Annotated in this window: 19 protein-coding genes; 7 read left to right on the top strand and 12 right to left on the bottom strand. The window is 66.7% G+C overall.

Going from position 1 to position 13191, the window contains the following annotated elements:
• Positions 1 to 148: 148 nt before the first annotated feature.
• From map to EKE94_RS15455, 10 genes are all read right to left on the bottom strand, one after another.
• Complete coding sequence (gene map / locus EKE94_RS15500) at positions 149 to 898, bottom strand: type I methionyl aminopeptidase (protein WP_127907540.1); 750 nt, start codon at positions 896 to 898, stop codon at positions 149 to 151.
• A 152-nt stretch (positions 899 to 1050) separates the two neighbouring features.
• Positions 1051 to 1272, bottom strand: a complete 222-nt coding sequence (gene rpmE / locus EKE94_RS15495) for a 50S ribosomal protein L31 (protein ID WP_127907539.1) — start codon at positions 1270 to 1272, stop codon at positions 1051 to 1053.
• 11 nt (positions 1273 to 1283) lie between these two features.
• Entirely contained in the window at positions 1284 to 1676 is a 393-nt protein-coding gene (rplS, locus tag EKE94_RS15490; RefSeq protein WP_127907538.1) for a 50S ribosomal protein L19, read from the bottom strand.
• A gap of 51 nt (positions 1677 to 1727) precedes the next feature.
• The gene (trmD, locus tag EKE94_RS15485) at positions 1728 to 2555 is read right to left on the bottom strand and encodes a tRNA (guanosine(37)-N1)-methyltransferase TrmD (protein WP_127907537.1); all 828 of its coding nucleotides are present in this window, start codon (positions 2553 to 2555) and stop codon (positions 1728 to 1730) included.
• Positions 2556 to 2781: 226 nt separating this feature from the next.
• Positions 2782 to 2943, bottom strand: a complete 162-nt coding sequence (locus EKE94_RS15480) for a DUF1328 family protein (protein WP_127907536.1) — start codon at positions 2941 to 2943, stop codon at positions 2782 to 2784.
• A gap of 154 nt (positions 2944 to 3097) precedes the next feature.
• Positions 3098 to 3604: a ribosome maturation factor RimM gene (gene rimM / locus EKE94_RS15475; RefSeq protein ID WP_127907535.1), complete on the bottom strand. Its 507-nt coding sequence runs from the start codon at positions 3602 to 3604 to the stop codon at positions 3098 to 3100.
• 82 nt (positions 3605 to 3686) lie between these two features.
• Complete coding sequence (gene rpsP / locus EKE94_RS15470; RefSeq protein ID WP_127907534.1) at positions 3687 to 4076, bottom strand: 30S ribosomal protein S16; 390 nt, start codon at positions 4074 to 4076, stop codon at positions 3687 to 3689.
• A gap of 46 nt (positions 4077 to 4122) precedes the next feature.
• A complete protein-coding gene (locus EKE94_RS15465) occupies positions 4123 to 4425 on the bottom strand; it encodes a chorismate mutase (RefSeq protein ID WP_235856056.1) in 303 nt (100 codons plus the stop codon).
• Positions 4426 to 4552: 127 nt separating this feature from the next.
• Positions 4553 to 6070: a signal recognition particle protein gene (gene ffh, locus EKE94_RS15460; RefSeq protein WP_127907532.1), complete on the bottom strand. Its 1518-nt coding sequence runs from the start codon at positions 6068 to 6070 to the stop codon at positions 4553 to 4555.
• Positions 6071 to 6534: 464 nt separating this feature from the next.
• Positions 6535 to 7005: a hypothetical protein gene (locus EKE94_RS15455; RefSeq protein WP_127907531.1), complete on the bottom strand. Its 471-nt coding sequence runs from the start codon at positions 7003 to 7005 to the stop codon at positions 6535 to 6537.
• 354 nt (positions 7006 to 7359) lie between these two features.
• On the opposite strand from EKE94_RS15455, the gene EKE94_RS15450 reads away from it, so the two are divergent.
• The gene (locus tag EKE94_RS15450; RefSeq protein ID WP_127907624.1) at positions 7360 to 8280 is read left to right on the top strand and encodes a LysR family transcriptional regulator; all 921 of its coding nucleotides are present in this window, start codon (positions 7360 to 7362) and stop codon (positions 8278 to 8280) included.
• 261 nt (positions 8281 to 8541) lie between these two features.
• On the top strand, positions 8542 to 9147 hold the full coding sequence (locus EKE94_RS15445; RefSeq protein WP_127907530.1) for an OmpA family protein: 606 nt from the start codon (positions 8542 to 8544) through the stop codon (positions 9145 to 9147).
• Positions 9148 to 9418: 271 nt separating this feature from the next.
• On the opposite strand, the gene EKE94_RS15440 is transcribed toward EKE94_RS15445, so the two are convergent.
• Positions 9419 to 9769: an ArsR/SmtB family transcription factor gene (locus EKE94_RS15440; RefSeq protein WP_164870985.1), complete on the bottom strand. Its 351-nt coding sequence runs from the start codon at positions 9767 to 9769 to the stop codon at positions 9419 to 9421.
• 207 nt (positions 9770 to 9976) lie between these two features.
• Between EKE94_RS15440 and EKE94_RS15435 the strand changes: the two genes are divergently transcribed.
• From EKE94_RS15435 to EKE94_RS15415, 5 genes are all read left to right on the top strand, one after another.
• Entirely contained in the window at positions 9977 to 10309 is a 333-nt protein-coding gene (locus tag EKE94_RS15435) for an AtpZ/AtpI family protein (protein WP_127907528.1), read from the top strand.
• 15 nt (positions 10310 to 10324) lie between these two features.
• Entirely contained in the window at positions 10325 to 11158 is an 834-nt protein-coding gene (locus tag EKE94_RS15430; protein WP_127907623.1) for a F0F1 ATP synthase subunit A, read from the top strand.
• A gap of 55 nt (positions 11159 to 11213) precedes the next feature.
• The gene (locus EKE94_RS15425) at positions 11214 to 11450 is read left to right on the top strand and encodes a F0F1 ATP synthase subunit C (RefSeq protein ID WP_127907527.1); all 237 of its coding nucleotides are present in this window, start codon (positions 11214 to 11216) and stop codon (positions 11448 to 11450) included.
• Positions 11451 to 11528: 78 nt separating this feature from the next.
• Positions 11529 to 12128 carry a F0F1 ATP synthase subunit B' gene (locus tag EKE94_RS15420; RefSeq protein WP_127907526.1) on the top strand — a complete coding sequence of 200 codons (600 nt, stop codon included), beginning with the start codon at positions 11529 to 11531 and terminating at the stop codon, positions 12126 to 12128.
• A complete protein-coding gene (locus tag EKE94_RS15415) occupies positions 12125 to 12691 on the top strand; it encodes a F0F1 ATP synthase subunit B (protein ID WP_127907525.1) in 567 nt (188 codons plus the stop codon). Before EKE94_RS15420 ends, EKE94_RS15415 begins: the two co-directional genes overlap by 4 nt.
• Positions 12692 to 12793: 102 nt before the next feature.
• Here the strand turns inward: EKE94_RS15415 and EKE94_RS15410 are convergent, their stop codons facing one another.
• On the bottom strand, positions 12794 to 13126 hold the full coding sequence (locus tag EKE94_RS15410; RefSeq protein ID WP_127907524.1) for an FmdB family zinc ribbon protein: 333 nt from the start codon (positions 13124 to 13126) through the stop codon (positions 12794 to 12796).
• Between the last annotated feature and the right edge of the window lie 65 nt (positions 13127 to 13191).

The following is a 13191-nucleotide window of genomic DNA, read 5'->3' as shown; positions in this document are numbered from 1 at the left end:
CATCCTGTGCCGCGCCCCGTCACGCGGGCGGTGCGTCGGCCCCAATCCCTCGGGTCATGACGGCTGGTCCGGGATCGCGGGATCAGCATCGCGGGGCCGTCAGGGCCGGGCATCGGGTTGGCGGAAGCAGCGGGCAGGGGCTGCGGGATCAGCCGGGCAGCGTCAGCGTGATCGCGCCGCGTTCGGTCGCCACGATTGTATGTTCGTACTGCACCGCCGGTGCGGGCGGATCGCCGAACAGCGTCCAGCCGTCGGCGCCGCTTTCGGCCCAGTCGCTGCCGCGCGACAGGAAGGGTTCGACCGTCAGCACCATCCCCTTGTCGATGCGCCGCCGATCACGGGGCGCGGGCCATGTCGCGATCTCCTCGGGGTATTCGTGCAGCGACCTGCCGATCCCGTGGCTGGCAAGGTTTCGGATCAGGGTATACCCGCGCGGCGCGGCAAAGCGGCCGATGGCCATGCCGATATCCGCAAGCGGCGCGTTGGCCCGAACCTGCGCGATGCCGATCTGCATGGCCCGCTGCCCGTCACGGCACAGCCTTTCCGTGTCGGCTGTCACGGGCGGCACGGCAAAGCTGGCGCCGGTATCGGCGAAATAACCGTCCTTCGAGGCCGAAACGTCGATGTTGACCAGATCGCCCGCCGCGATCACCCGGTCGCCGGGAATGCCATGGGCGACCTCCTCGTTCACGCTGATGCAGGTGGCGCCGGGAAAGTCGTAGACCGATCGCGGCGCCGAGATCGCGCCCTCGCGGTCCAGCGCAGCGCGCCCGATCTCGTCGAGGTCGCGCGTGGTCATGCCGGGCTCCAGCGCCGTCGACATCCGGCGCAGCGTGTTGGCCACGATCCGGCCGATCAGGCGCAGCGCATCGAGGTCTTCCTGTCGGTTGATCGTCATGTCGCGTGTCTTTCCTGGCTGCGTGTCCCCGACGACGCCCGCGGGCCCTTGGCGGGTCCGGCCGCCACGGGGCCCGTACGGGGAAGGGGGCACGAAAAACGCCGCCTCGGGATCGAGGCGGCGTTTCGAAGTCTCGCATCGGGAGGGGCGTCTTAGAAGCCCAGCCCTTCGTATTTCTTCTTGAACTTCGACACGCGGCCGCCCGAGTCCATCAGGCGGGTCGAGCCGCCGGTCCAGGCCGGGTGCACGCTGGGGTCGATGTCGAGCGACAGCTGGTCGCCCTCGGCGCCCCAGGTCGATTTCATCTTCACCACGTCGCCGTTGGTCAGTTTGACGTCGATGGCGTGGTAGTCGGGATGGGTGTCCTGTTTCATCGCGTCTCTCCTCAGGCGGTGCCGCCGGGGCGGTCGGTCTTGGGTTTGTAGTTCGTGACCTCGGCGATACGGGCCGATTTGCCGCGACGGGCGCGCAGGTAGTAGAGCTTCGCCCGGCGAACACGGCCGCGGCGCACCACGGTGATCGAATCGATGTTCGTCGAATGCAGCGGGAAAACGCGCTCGACGCCTTCGCCGAAGGAAATCTTGCGGACGGTGAAGCTGCCGGCGATGCCGTCGCCGTTCTTGCGGCTGATGCAGACACCTTCGTAGTTCTGCACGCGGGTGCGCGTGCCTTCCGTCACCTTGTAACCGACACGGATTGTGTCGCCGGCCTTGAAGTCGGGGATCTCTTTGGCGAGCTCGGCCATTTGCTCGGCTTCGAGTTGCGCGATCAGGTCCATCCGATCACTCCTTTCATTGCTCACGGTTTTGCCCGCGAAGTTGGCGCGTCCTCAGAGCTCTCGGTCTCCGTCCGGGTCCATGTCGCGCACCGCGCAATATGCCCGCCAGAGGTCAGGACGACGTTCCTTGGTCAGCCTTTCGGCCATGGCCCTCCGCCAGTCGGCGATTTTCGCGTGATGGCCCGAAAGGAGAATCCCGGGTATCTCGCGGCCTTCCCAGACGGCGGGCTTCGTGTAGTGCGGGTGCTCCAGCAAGCCTTCGGAAAAGGACTCCTCCTCCGTCGACGCCTGATTCCCGAGCACGCGCGGTATAAGGCGGACCGTCGCGTCGATCAAGGCCTGTGCGGCGATCTCGCCACCCGTCAGGACGAAGTCGCCCAGCGACACCTCTTCGATGCCATAGGCCTCGATCACCCGCTCGTCGACGCCCTCGAACCGGCCGCAGAGCAGGGTCATGCCGTCGGTCCGGCTGAACCTTTCGGCCATGCGCTGGTCAAAGCGGCGTCCGCGCGGCGACAGGTAGACCAGCGGCCAGCGCGCGCGGTCGGCGGGCGTGTCGCGCATCGCCTCGTCCAGTGCGCGGCCCACGACGTCGGGGCGCAGAACCATACCCGCCCCGCCGCCCGCGGGGGTGTCGTCGACATTGCGGTGCCGGCCTTCGCCAAAGCGGCGCAGGTCCGTGGTTTCAAGCTGCCAGACACCATCCTTCAGCGCCTTGCCGGTCAGGGATTCGCCCAGAACGCCGGGAAAGGCCTCGGGGAAGAGGGTGACCACCCGCGCGGCCCACGCCCCGTGCAGCACCGGCGCAGCACCCAGTTCGCGCGGACGCAGGGAGGCGCGCAGCGACAGGCGGCCATGGGATCGGGACGGAAGGGACATGCAGGGGACTACCGGTCTGGGGGGGCAGGGCGGGCGCGGAAGGAACCGCGCCCTCCTAAACCGGATGTGTTGCGCTTCGCAACGGCGTAGGGCCGCCGGGCAGGACGCGGTCAGGGGCGCTGGATGAGCGTATGCTGGCCGTTCCGGGCCGTGGCGTCAGCACCGGCTCGCGGGGCGCAAGTCCGGCCGCCGCCCCAAGGCGCGTCGGCGACCGGGCTTGCGGTGGTCAGGCGATGGCGATGATGCCCAGCAGCACCAGCAGGAACAGCACCAGCACGATGCCGATCAGCACCTTGGCACCGGTCATGGCCATACCGGAGATCCGACCAAAGCCCAGAAGCGCGGCGACGGCCGCCACGACCAGAAGGATGAGAATGAGTTCAAGCATTTGTCGGCCCTTTCGCGGGGGTTGAGGTGACTTGGGACCTCAACAGCCGCGGCGAGTGCCGGTTCCGTACCGGGGGCGCGCTACGGTCGCGACGCGGGCTGGCGGCCTGTCGGTTGCGGACAGGCGGGGGATGGGCGTCTTGGCGGGCGGTGGGCTAGTCGAAGAGCCCCTCGGGCGGATCGGCGACGATTCGACCGAGAGTCAGATCGATGGTCGGCACCGCGGCGCGCGTGAAAGGCAAAAGCACGGGCTGCGACTGTCCCGGTCCGGAGATCTCAAGCAGATCCGCCGCACCGTGGTTCAGCACGGCGCGGACATGTCCCAGATGCTGGCCGCCGGTATCCACGACCTCGAGCCCGATCAGGTCGGCATGGTAGAATTCGTCGTCCGGAAGGGCGGGCAGACGGTCGCGCGGAGCAAAGAGCGTGACGCCACGCAGCGCGTCCGCCTGTTCCTTGGTATCGACGCCCTCGATCCGGGCGGCAAAGCCCGCCTTGACTGCGCGCCCAAGCGTGACCGCAAAGGTCCGGGTGCCGGCCTCGTCGGTCAGTGGGGCATAATCGGCGATGGCGGGGGGATCGGCGCAGAAGCTTTTCAGCCGTACCTCGCCCTTGACGCCGAAGGCGCCGGCGATGGCACCCACCGCGATGCGGTCGCTCATGGGGCACGCGCTCCTGCTCGGGCCGTCCGTGGGGACGGGGTGGTTGCCCCGCCGGACGTCGTGCCCGGCGGGACAGGAGGGATCATTCCTCGGACGCGGTCTCTTCGGCCGGGGCATTGGCGGCTTCGGCAGCCGCGGCAGCCTTGTCGGCCTTCTGCTGGGCGCGATCCTGGGCTTTCTTGCCGGGCTCGGCCTTCTTGGGGTTGTTGCGCGCGGGCTTCTCGCGCAGGCCCGCGTTCTCGAGGAAGCGCGACACGCGGTCGGTGGGCTGGGCGCCCTGGTCCAGCCAGTGCTGAACGCGGTCGGTGTCCATGATCACGCGACGCTCGTCATCCTTGGCGAGCAGCGGGTTGTAGGTGCCCAGCTTCTCGAGGAAGCGGCCGTCGCGCGGCATCCGGCTGTCGGTGGCGACGATCGAGTAGTGGGGGCGCTTTTTCGAGCCGCCGCGGGCGAGTCGGATCTTCATGGCCATGTCGGTGTATCTCCTTTGATATGGCGGGGCTTGAGGGCGGGTGCCCTCAGGATTGGTGGGCCTCGTGGTGGCGGATGACCTCCGCGATCACGAAGTTGAGGAATTTCTTGGCGAATTCGGGGTCGAGATCGGCCTGCTGGGCCAGATCCTCGAGCCGGGCGATCTGTGTCGCCTCGCGCGCGGGGTCCGAGGCCGGCAGATCGTGTTCGGCCTTGAGCCGGCCCACGGCCTGCGTGTGCTTGAACCGCTCGCCCAGGGTGTAGACGAGGATCGCGTCCAGCCGGTCGATGGACTGGCGATGCTCGGCCAGAAGCGCCGCGGCGCGGGTGGTGGCGTCCTGCGTCGTCACGCGCGTACCTCCCGCAGGGGGCAGCCAACCGGCCGCGCGGCCGGGCGACATCCATCTGCCGACATCTGCGCGTGATCGCCGACGCGGAGGCCGGGGCGCGGGGCGCCGAGGGTAAGGGGCGTCACGGTCATTTCTTCTTTCCGAAGCCCGACAGGCCCGGGGGCAGGGCGGCGCCCCCGCCAAAGGGATTGCCGCCGCCGAAGGGGTTTCCCCCGCCGCCAGGCATGCCGCCCTTGGCCATCTGCGCCTGCGCGGCCTCGATTTCGGCCTTGCTGGGCATGCCGGCACCGCCGCCGCCCTTGCCGAACATCCCCATCGCCTGGGACAGCATCCCCTTGCCGCCCTTCTTGCCAAGCTTCTTCATCATGTCGCCCATCTGGCGATGCATCTTCAGAAGCTTGTTCAGTTCGGCGACCTCGAGCCCGGCGCCTGCGGCGATGCGCTTCTTGCGGCTGGCCTGCAGAAGCTGCGGGTTGGCCCGCTCTTTCTTCGTCATCGACTGGATCAGCGCGATCTGGCGGCGGATGATGCTGTCGTCGAAGCCCGCCTCCTCGACCTGCTTGGCCATCTTGCCCATGCCGGGCATCATGCCCATCAGACCTTCCATGCCGCCCATCTTGAGCATCTGCTCAAGCTGCATGCGCAGGTCGTTCATGTTGAACTGACCCTTCTGGAAGCGCTTCATCATGCGCTCGGCCTGCTCGGCCTCCAGCGTCTGCTGTGCCTTCTCGACCAGACTGACGATGTCGCCCATGCCAAGGATGCGGCCGGCGATTCGTTCGGGGTGGAATTCCTCGATCGCGTCCATCTTTTCGCCGAGGCCGACGAAGCGGATGGGCTTGCCGGTAATCGCGCGCATCGACAGGGCCGCGCCGCCGCGGCCGTCGCCGTCCATCCGCGTCAGGACCACGCCCGATACGCCGATCTGCCCGTCGAACTCCGTGGCGACGTTGACGGCATCCTGGCCGGTCAGGCCATCGACCACCAGCAGCGTTTCGCGCGGCGAGACGGCATCGCGCACCGCGGCGGCCTGTGCGATCAGCTCCTGATCGATGTGCAATCGGCCCGCGGTGTCCAGCATGTAGACGTCATACCCGCCCAGACCCGCCTGGGTTCGGGCGCGCTTGGCGATGGTGACGGGGTCCTCACCCTTGACGATGGGCAGGGTGTCGACGCCGATCTGGGTTCCCAGGATCTGCAGCTGCTCCATCGCGGCGGGGCGGTTGATGTCGAGCGAGGCCATCAGCACGCGCTTGCCGTCGCGGTCTTTCAGTCGCTTGGCGAGCTTTGCCGTCGTCGTCGTCTTGCCCGAGCCCTGCAGGCCGACCATGAGGATCGGCGCGGGCGCGTTGTCGATGCGCAGCCGGCCGGGATCCGTATCGCCCGACAGAACGTGGACCAGCTCGTCATGAACGATCTTGACGACCTGCTGCCCGGGGGTGACGGATTTCGTCACCGACTGACCGGTGGCCTTGCCCTGAACCGCCTTGACGAAATCGCGCGCCACGGGCAGCGACACGTCGGCCTCGAGCAGGGCGACGCGGACCTCGCGCAGGGCGGTCTTGACGTCATCCTCGGACAGCGCGCCCTGCTTGGTCAGCCGGTCGAAGACGCCGGAGAGGCGGTCTGACAGGGTCTCGAACATCGCATCGCTCCTTCGCGCCGTTGCTGTCTGGAGCGCAAGATGGGCGCGCCCCGGCCAAACGCCAAACGCTCCCACGGGCGCAACGCGCTGGTGGGAGGCGATCCCCGGGACCGTCCCGGGGACCGGAAGCTTTGGCAGACTTCCGGAATCCCGGATCTGCTAAAAGGTCCGGCCGCGGGAGTCAAGCTGACAAGGGGATCGGTGCTGCGATGGCCCGGTCGCGGGGCCATTGCCGCGGACGGGCCGGCGCGGTTGCCGGCATCGGCTTGCGCCGGGCCTCTCCTTCGGGCGCGCCCTGAAACAGGTCCGGCCGCCCCGACGGAGAGGGGGCGGCCGGCAGCGGGGCCCTTTCGGGGCTGTCCCGCCGGACGGACCGGGGGTCGGGAAGTGCACTGGGAGACGGCATGCCCCCCGACCCGCGCGGTCCGGTATCACAGGCGGCCCGCTGCGGGCCGCCCGTGGTATCAGTCCTCGATCGACTTCCGCAGGCGAACCAGATCGGCGACGGTATAGTCGTCGGCGTCGACGTTCAGGCTACGGGCCAGCTGGGTCTTGTAGGCCGAGGTGCTGTTCGAGGTAGCGCCGGTCAGGATCGCGTGGACTTCGTTGAAGTCGTTGTCTTCCCGGGCAACCCGCAGGCGGGCCAGCTGGTTCACATCCAGCGTGCCGGGTTCGACGCCGGCCGAGGCGGCCAGGGCCGCGGCACCCGCGGAGGTGTTCGAAGGCTGGCCACCCTGGTGGCTGAGGATGAATTCAACCTCTTTGCGGTCGTTGTCCGACTTGGCCGATTTCAGGCGGGCCAGTTCGTGCGAGGTGAATTCGCTGGCCGAGACGCCGAGCGAGGCCGCCAGTTGCTGATCCGCGGCCGATTGGGCCGAAGCAAAGGCGGGAACCGCGGCGATGGCGACGGCGGCGAGGAGGGTCTTGGTGGTCATGGTACTGTCCTTTTCAAACTCTTTGAGGGGCCGGCGGATCGTCCGATCCGTCTTGAGGCTCCGAGGCGTCGAACCCCTCGGGCTCGGCGTGTGACAGTCAGGTAAAACTGTGCGTCGGAATGGTGTAGTGCCAAAATTATCATCCCGGTTGTGCGCTTGCGCACCTTAAAATGCGATTTCGGCTCTTGAATATGAACTGAACCGTTCAGTAGGTGCTTTACGCAGGGTCGCTCAGGTTCATTTCCGGCGGCTGAGAGTGCGCGCAGAAGATGCGGGCACACGTTCTTGCGCCCATGCGTGAAATCGCGTTCTAATTCCGGGGATTGGAACGAATTGCCTCGGACGCACATGGATATCGGGAACTGGGACGAAATCCGCACCGCCTATCACGTCGCCCGGCTGGGAACGGTCAGCGGCGCCGCCGATGCGCTGGGCGTGCACCATGCCACCGTGATCCGCCACGTCGATGCATTGGAGGGGCGGCTTGGGGCGAAGCTGTTCCAGCGGCATGCCCGCGGCTACACCCCGACCGAGGCGGGCGCCGACCTTTTGCAGGTGGGCGTCGCCACGGACGACCAGTTCTCGCAGCTCGTCAACCGGATCCGCGGACGGGGCGAGACCGTCACCGGCGAAATCGTCGTGACGTCGCTGAGCGCGATCTCAGGCCGCATGACGCCGGCGCTGGCCGAATTTGCCGAGGCGCACGAGGGCGTGGTGATCAGGTTCCTGACCGACGAACGCGTGTTCCGCCTGGAATACGGCGAAGCGCATGTGGCCATCCGTGCCGGCGCCGCGCCTTCCGAGCCCGACAACGTGGTGCAGGAACTGACACGGCTGGCGGTGGGGCTTTACGCGCATCGAAGTTACATTGAACGTCACGGCATGCCCGAGGGCGAAAGCGACCTGGGGCGGCACCGTTTCGTGTCGCATGACGATCCGGTCTCGCGGGCGCCGTTCTTCCGCTGGCTGCGCGGCGCCGTGCCGGATGACCGAATCGTGTTCCGCGCAACCGACGACGTGGTGATGCGCGACGCGGTCAGGTCGGGCGTGGGAATCGGCTTCATGCCCGCCTTCCTGGCCGAGGCGACGCCGGACATCGTTCCGATCATCCCGCCGCGCATCGACTGGTGCTCGACGATCTGGCTGGTCACCCATGTCGACTTGCACCGCACCCCCAAGGTCCAGGCCGTGACCGCGCATCTGAAGGCCGCGGCGCAGACATGGAACGATGATGGCTGCTACGGGGCAGGCGAGGCGCCTATACCGCGCGAGTGACACACGAGCGCCACAGCGGCAGACGGGCGCTACCGTTAGGGAACTGGCCCGCGAAGTCGCCGTTTAGGATGGGATGCATGCTGGTATAGGCGATATACCGCTGACTATGTTGCCACCGTGCTACGCATGGGGCCATGACAGGGTAAAAAAGGATGTCTTTTGGCATGACCGCTTTACCTCGGTCTCATGATGCGGATTGTTGCCACGCAGCATTTGCCGTAAAAATGTAAGTGATGTTCCAACCCTGGTGAGGACCCCCACATGAAGTTTCCCTCTCTCACTTCCGCCGCTCTTGCCGGCTTTGTTGCCATGACCGGCACCGCTTCCGTCGCTCAGGCTCAGGATTCCTGCCTGATCGTCCTGCCGTTCGACTTCAACAGCGCCGCGGTTTCGCCGACGAACCAACAGATCCTCGAAGTCATCCGTCAGAACTACGCCAACTCGACGGTGAACCTGGCCGGCCACTCCGACGCCGTCGGTTCGGCCAGCTACAACCTGGCTCTGTCGGAGCGTCGTGTTGATACCGTGCGTGACTACATCACGCAGGGCACCGGCATCTCGGTCGTCGAAACCGAAGCCTTTGGTGAATCCGACCTCGAAGTCGCCGTTCCCGGCGCGAGCCAGGCGAACCGCCGCGTCGAAGTGTTCTTCCAGAACTGCGACCCCAACGATTTCGCCGCGACGGGCGCCACCGGCCCCGCCGGTTCGGCCGGTTTCGGCCGCCTGAACAACGCCGCGACCCTGGGCGCCCTGGCCGGTGCTGCCGTGATCGTCGGCGTGCTTGCGGGTGACGACGACGACGAATCGACCACCACCACCACGACCACCACCACCGGTGGCGGCGGTGCGGACGACGCCCTGGACTGATCCGGACTGGCGCGCGGTGCGAATTTGCATCGCGCGCCGATCTGCCGGAACCCGTCCGGTTCGGCCGCGTTCATGATGCGAAGCACATGATACGGAGGCCGACATGAACGGCATCATCTACCTTGTTGGTTTGGTTGTAATTGTTCTGGCTATTATCAATCTCGTGGGCTGATCCACGAAATTGGAATAAGTTTATCGAAACGGCGGTCCTTTGGGGCCGCCGTTTTCGTTTGTGCCGATGGGCTGAACTGGCCGCCGGAGCAAGGAGGGGCTAGTCCGGTTGGGCGGGGGGTGTTTCGGCCTCGGCCAATTCACGCACGAGGAACCGCTCGAAGGCGTCGAGGTTCACGGGCTCGAACTGCCCGAACCCCTGCATCCAGACCGACGCGGATTTGAGCCCGTCAGGTTCAAGCTTGCACCAGTTGATCCGCCCATGCTTTTCCCGCGAGATCAGCCCGGCGGCGGCGAGGATCGCGAGGTGCTTCGAAATCGCCGCCAACGACATGTCGAAGGGCTGGGCCACGTCACTCACGGCCATGTCGTCCTCGAGCAGCATGCCGAGGATTTCGCGCCGCGTCGGGTCGGCGAGGGCGGCGAAGACCATGTCGAGCGAGGTAACCATGATCGGCAGATGGCAGCGCCCCCGGCCATCGTCAACCTAGCGGTTGAGTTTGCCCGGGTACCATCGCCGGCCAACCCGCTGAGGGCGATACCGCTGACGCAGAAAAGATGGTGTGAAATCAAGGCCCTAACCCCGTTCCGCCTTTGCTTGACTTGGCGAGCCCCGCTGCCTAGGGTCCGCCCGACATTCCCAGAGGGGTAGGCGGCCATGGCCGAGGATGCGGACCGGGCGCGTATGGATGCGCTTGAGGCGCGGCTCGCCAAGGCCCAAGCGCAACAGGCGCCCCCCGAGCGGAGCGAAAGCGGCCATGCGCAGGGCGAAATTGCCTGGCGGATGGTCACCGAACTTGTGGCCGGTCTGCTGATCGGCTTCGGCATCGGATACGGGCTGGATACCCTTTTCGGGACCATGCCCATTTTTCTGGTGCTTTTTATAATGCTGGGCTTTGCCGCGGGCATCAAGGTGATGATGCGCAGCGCGGCCGAGCTGACGGCCAGAAGCGCGGCACCTCAGGGTGCCGAAGGGGACGAGAGGGACTGACACGTGGCGGACAACATGGGCTCTTCTACCGATAGCGGCAACGGCGCGGGCAAGTTCGCGCTGATCGCGGCGCTGGTCGTTCTGGTGCTCGCCGTGCTCTTCACCGGGCCCGAGACCCCCACGCTGTCGATCCACCCGATGGACCAGTTCGCGGTCACCCCGCTTTTCGGTGATGGCGACATCGCCTGGTATACCCCCACGAACGTGACGCTGTGGATGCTGGTCGCGGTCGTCGGTGTCATCCTTCTGCTGGTCGTGGGCTCGCGTGGGCGCGCCGTCGTTCCCAGCCGGGCCCAGTCGGTGGCCGAGCTCGCCTACGGGTTCGTGCACAAGATGCTCGAGGACGTCGCCGGCAAGGAAGGCCTGAAGTTCTTCCCCTATGTCATGACGCTCTTCATGTTCATCGTGGTCGCCAACATGGTCGGCCTTATCCCGGCGGCCTTCACCACGACGAGCCACATCGCCGTCACCGCGGTGCTGGCGCTGGCGGTGTTCCTGACCGTGACCATCGTGGGCTTCGTCAAGAACGGCGCCAAGTTCCTCGAACTCTTCTGGGTCTCCTCGGCGCCGCTGGTGCTGCGCCCGGTGCTTGCCTTCATCGAGGTCATCTCGTACTTCGTGCGCCCCGTCAGCCACTCCATTCGTCTGGCCGGCAACCTGATGGCGGGCCACGCGGTAATGAAGGTCTTTGCCGGCTTCGCCGCAGCCCTTGGCGTCGCCTCGTTCCTGCCGATCCTCGCCATCGTTGCGATGTACGCGCTGGAACTGCTCGTGGCCTTCATCCAGGCCTATGTCTTCACGATCCTGACCTGCGTCTACCTCAAGGACGCTCTGCATCCCTCGCACTAAGCGCAGGCAGATCACCCTCAATCACAGCCAATTCCAAACTCAAGGAGAGACGGACATGGAAGGCGATATCGCGAACGTTGGTCAATTCATCGGTGCTGGCCTGGCCGGCCTCGGCTGCGGCATCTCGGCGCTCGGTGTGGGCAACGTCGCAGGCAACTTCCTCTCGGGTGCCCTGCGCAACCCTTCGGCGGCCGCCGCCCAAACCGCGACGATGTTCATCGGCATCGCTTTCGCCGAGGCGCTCGGGATCTTCTCGTTCCTCGTCGCGATCCTGCTGATGTTCGCCGTCTGATCCGCAATCGGACCTATCTGCCGGAGCGCGGAGTGATCCGCGGTCCGGCGATCCGGTAACGGCGTCAGGGGGACGACGATGGAAGAAGAAACGCATGAGGTCGTGGGCCATGGCGCCGATGCCGCCGTCACGCACGGCGGCGAAGTCGTAGGCCACGGCGCCGATGCGGCGCACGGGTCGGCGGGGATTCCTCAGCTCGACTTCTCGACCTTCCCGAACCAGATTTTCTGGCTGCTGATCGCGTTGATCGCGATCTACTACGTTCTGTCGCGCGTGGCCCTGCCGCGTATCGCGGCGGTCCTGGCCGAACGTCAGGGCACGATCACCAATGATCTGGCCGCGGCGGAAGAGCTGAAGCTGAAGGCGCAGGAGGCCGAAACCTCCTACAACAAGGCGCTTGCCGACGCCCGCAGCGAAGCCCAGCGCATCGCGGCGGAAGCCAAGGCCGAGATCCAGAGCGAACTGGACGCAGCCATCGCCGAAGCCGACCAAGAAATCGCGGCGAAATCCGCGGAGTCCGAGACGCGCATCGGTGAAATCCGGGCCAGCGCCATGACGAATGTCGAAACGGTTGCGAAAGAGACCGCCGAGGCCATCGTAACGGCATTCGGCGGCACGCCCGACCAGGCCGCCGTCGACCAGGCGGTGGACGCCCGGCTGAAAGGAGGCGCGGCATGAAGCGCAGTCTGATCGCATCTACCGCGGGGCTCGCCCTGTCGGCGGCGCCCGCCATGGCGGCGACGGGGCCGTTTTTCACGATGCTCAACACGAACTTCGTGATGCTGATCGGCTTCATCGTCTTCATCGCGGTGCTGATGTATTTCCGCGTCCCGTCGATGCTGATGGCGATGCTGGACCGTCGGGCCGCGGGCATCCGCTCGGACCTCGACGAGGCGCGGGCGCTTCGCGAAGAGGCGCAGACGCTGCTGGCCTCGTACGAGCGCAAGCAGACCGAGATGAAGGAGCAGGCCGACCGCATCGTGGCGCATGCGCGCGACGAAGCCCGGGCATCGGCCGAGGCGGCGAAAGCCGACCTGAAGGACTCGATCGCCCGGCGTCTTCAGGCCGCGGACGAACAGATCGCCTCGGCCGAGGCGGCGGCGGTGCGCAGCGTGCGCGACCGTGCCGTTCAGGTGGCGGTGGCTGCCGCGGGCGAGGTTCTGGCCAAGCAGATGGACCAGAAGCGCGGGTCGGACATGATCGACCAGTCGATCGGAACGGTCGAGACGCGCCTGCACTGATCGCGCCCGTGTTGGCATGAGACGACGAAAAGGCCCGTCCCGATATCCGGGGCGGGCCTTTTTTTTCGGCCCGGTGACGGGCGAAGCGCCGGGCAATCCCGTTTAGTGAGAGATCATCCAGGGCCGCGTTCCGGCCAGGGATTTCGAGCCGTCGGGCCGGTGGATCGTGCGGCTGGGTTTCTTCCGCCCCCCGCCGCAGCACCCGCAATTGGGTCCATGGCTCGACAGCCGCTTCGGGCTGTCTGCGCTGCGTTCGTTGGTGGCATGCGCGTTGCGGCGCGCGCCGTCCATGTTGGCGATGCGCGGCGCGGTCAGGATTTGCCGCGGCGCCTGTGTGGCGCAGACCGGACAGATGCAGGGCTCGGCAAAGGCCGACATCGGGGCGAAAGCCTCGAACGGGCCGCAGTCTGGGCAGGCGTAGTCGTAGATTGGCATTCGGGCTGTCCTCGGGGCGTCGTCTTAGGGAAGGGGAGGGGCCGCGCCCTCGGGCAGCGGCCCCC

Origin of the sequence: Mesobaculum littorinae (genome assembly GCF_004011175.1) — a bacterium.
In the GTDB taxonomy this organism is placed as follows: domain Bacteria; phylum Pseudomonadota; class Alphaproteobacteria; order Rhodobacterales; family Rhodobacteraceae; genus Tranquillimonas; species Tranquillimonas littorinae.
Note: the sequence above shows the minus strand (reverse complement) of the source record. Positions and strands in the feature narration are given on the sequence as shown.

Bases quoted from the DNA above. Each gene is read 5' to 3' on its own strand.
- map (WP_127907540.1), bottom strand. From the start codon at position 898: ATGACGATCAACCGACAGGAAGACCTCGATGCGCTGCGCCTGATCGGC.
- rpmE (WP_127907539.1), bottom strand. From the start codon at position 1,272: ATGAAACAGGACACCCATCCCGACTACCACGCCATCGACGTCAAACTG.
- rplS (WP_127907538.1), bottom strand. From the start codon at position 1,676: ATGGACCTGATCGCGCAACTCGAAGCCGAGCAAATGGCCGAGCTCGCC.
- trmD (WP_127907537.1), bottom strand. From the start codon at position 2,555: ATGTCCCTTCCGTCCCGATCCCATGGCCGCCTGTCGCTGCGCGCCTCC.
- EKE94_RS15480 (WP_127907536.1), bottom strand. From the start codon at position 2,943: ATGCTTGAACTCATTCTCATCCTTCTGGTCGTGGCGGCCGTCGCCGCG.
- rimM (WP_127907535.1), bottom strand. From the start codon at position 3,604: ATGAGCGACCGCATCGCGGTGGGTGCCATCGCCGGCGCCTTCGGCGTC.
- rpsP (WP_127907534.1), bottom strand. From the start codon at position 4,076: ATGGCCATGAAGATCCGACTCGCCCGCGGCGGCTCGAAAAAGCGCCCC.
- ffh (WP_127907532.1), bottom strand. From the start codon at position 6,070: ATGTTCGAGACCCTGTCAGACCGCCTCTCCGGCGTCTTCGACCGGCTG.
- EKE94_RS15455 (WP_127907531.1), bottom strand. From the start codon at position 7,005: ATGACCACCAAGACCCTCCTCGCCGCCGTCGCCATCGCCGCGGTTCCC.
- EKE94_RS15445 (WP_127907530.1), top strand. From the start codon at position 8,542: ATGAAGTTTCCCTCTCTCACTTCCGCCGCTCTTGCCGGCTTTGTTGCC.
- EKE94_RS15440 (WP_164870985.1), bottom strand. From the start codon at position 9,769: ATGGTTACCTCGCTCGACATGGTCTTCGCCGCCCTCGCCGACCCGACG.
- EKE94_RS15435 (WP_127907528.1), top strand. From the start codon at position 9,977: ATGGCCGAGGATGCGGACCGGGCGCGTATGGATGCGCTTGAGGCGCGG.
- EKE94_RS15430 (WP_127907623.1), top strand. From the start codon at position 10,325: ATGGGCTCTTCTACCGATAGCGGCAACGGCGCGGGCAAGTTCGCGCTG.
- EKE94_RS15425 (WP_127907527.1), top strand. From the start codon at position 11,214: ATGGAAGGCGATATCGCGAACGTTGGTCAATTCATCGGTGCTGGCCTG.
- EKE94_RS15420 (WP_127907526.1), top strand. From the start codon at position 11,529: ATGGAAGAAGAAACGCATGAGGTCGTGGGCCATGGCGCCGATGCCGCC.
- EKE94_RS15415 (WP_127907525.1), top strand. From the start codon at position 12,125: ATGAAGCGCAGTCTGATCGCATCTACCGCGGGGCTCGCCCTGTCGGCG.
- EKE94_RS15410 (WP_127907524.1), bottom strand. From the start codon at position 13,126: ATGCCAATCTACGACTACGCCTGCCCAGACTGCGGCCCGTTCGAGGCT.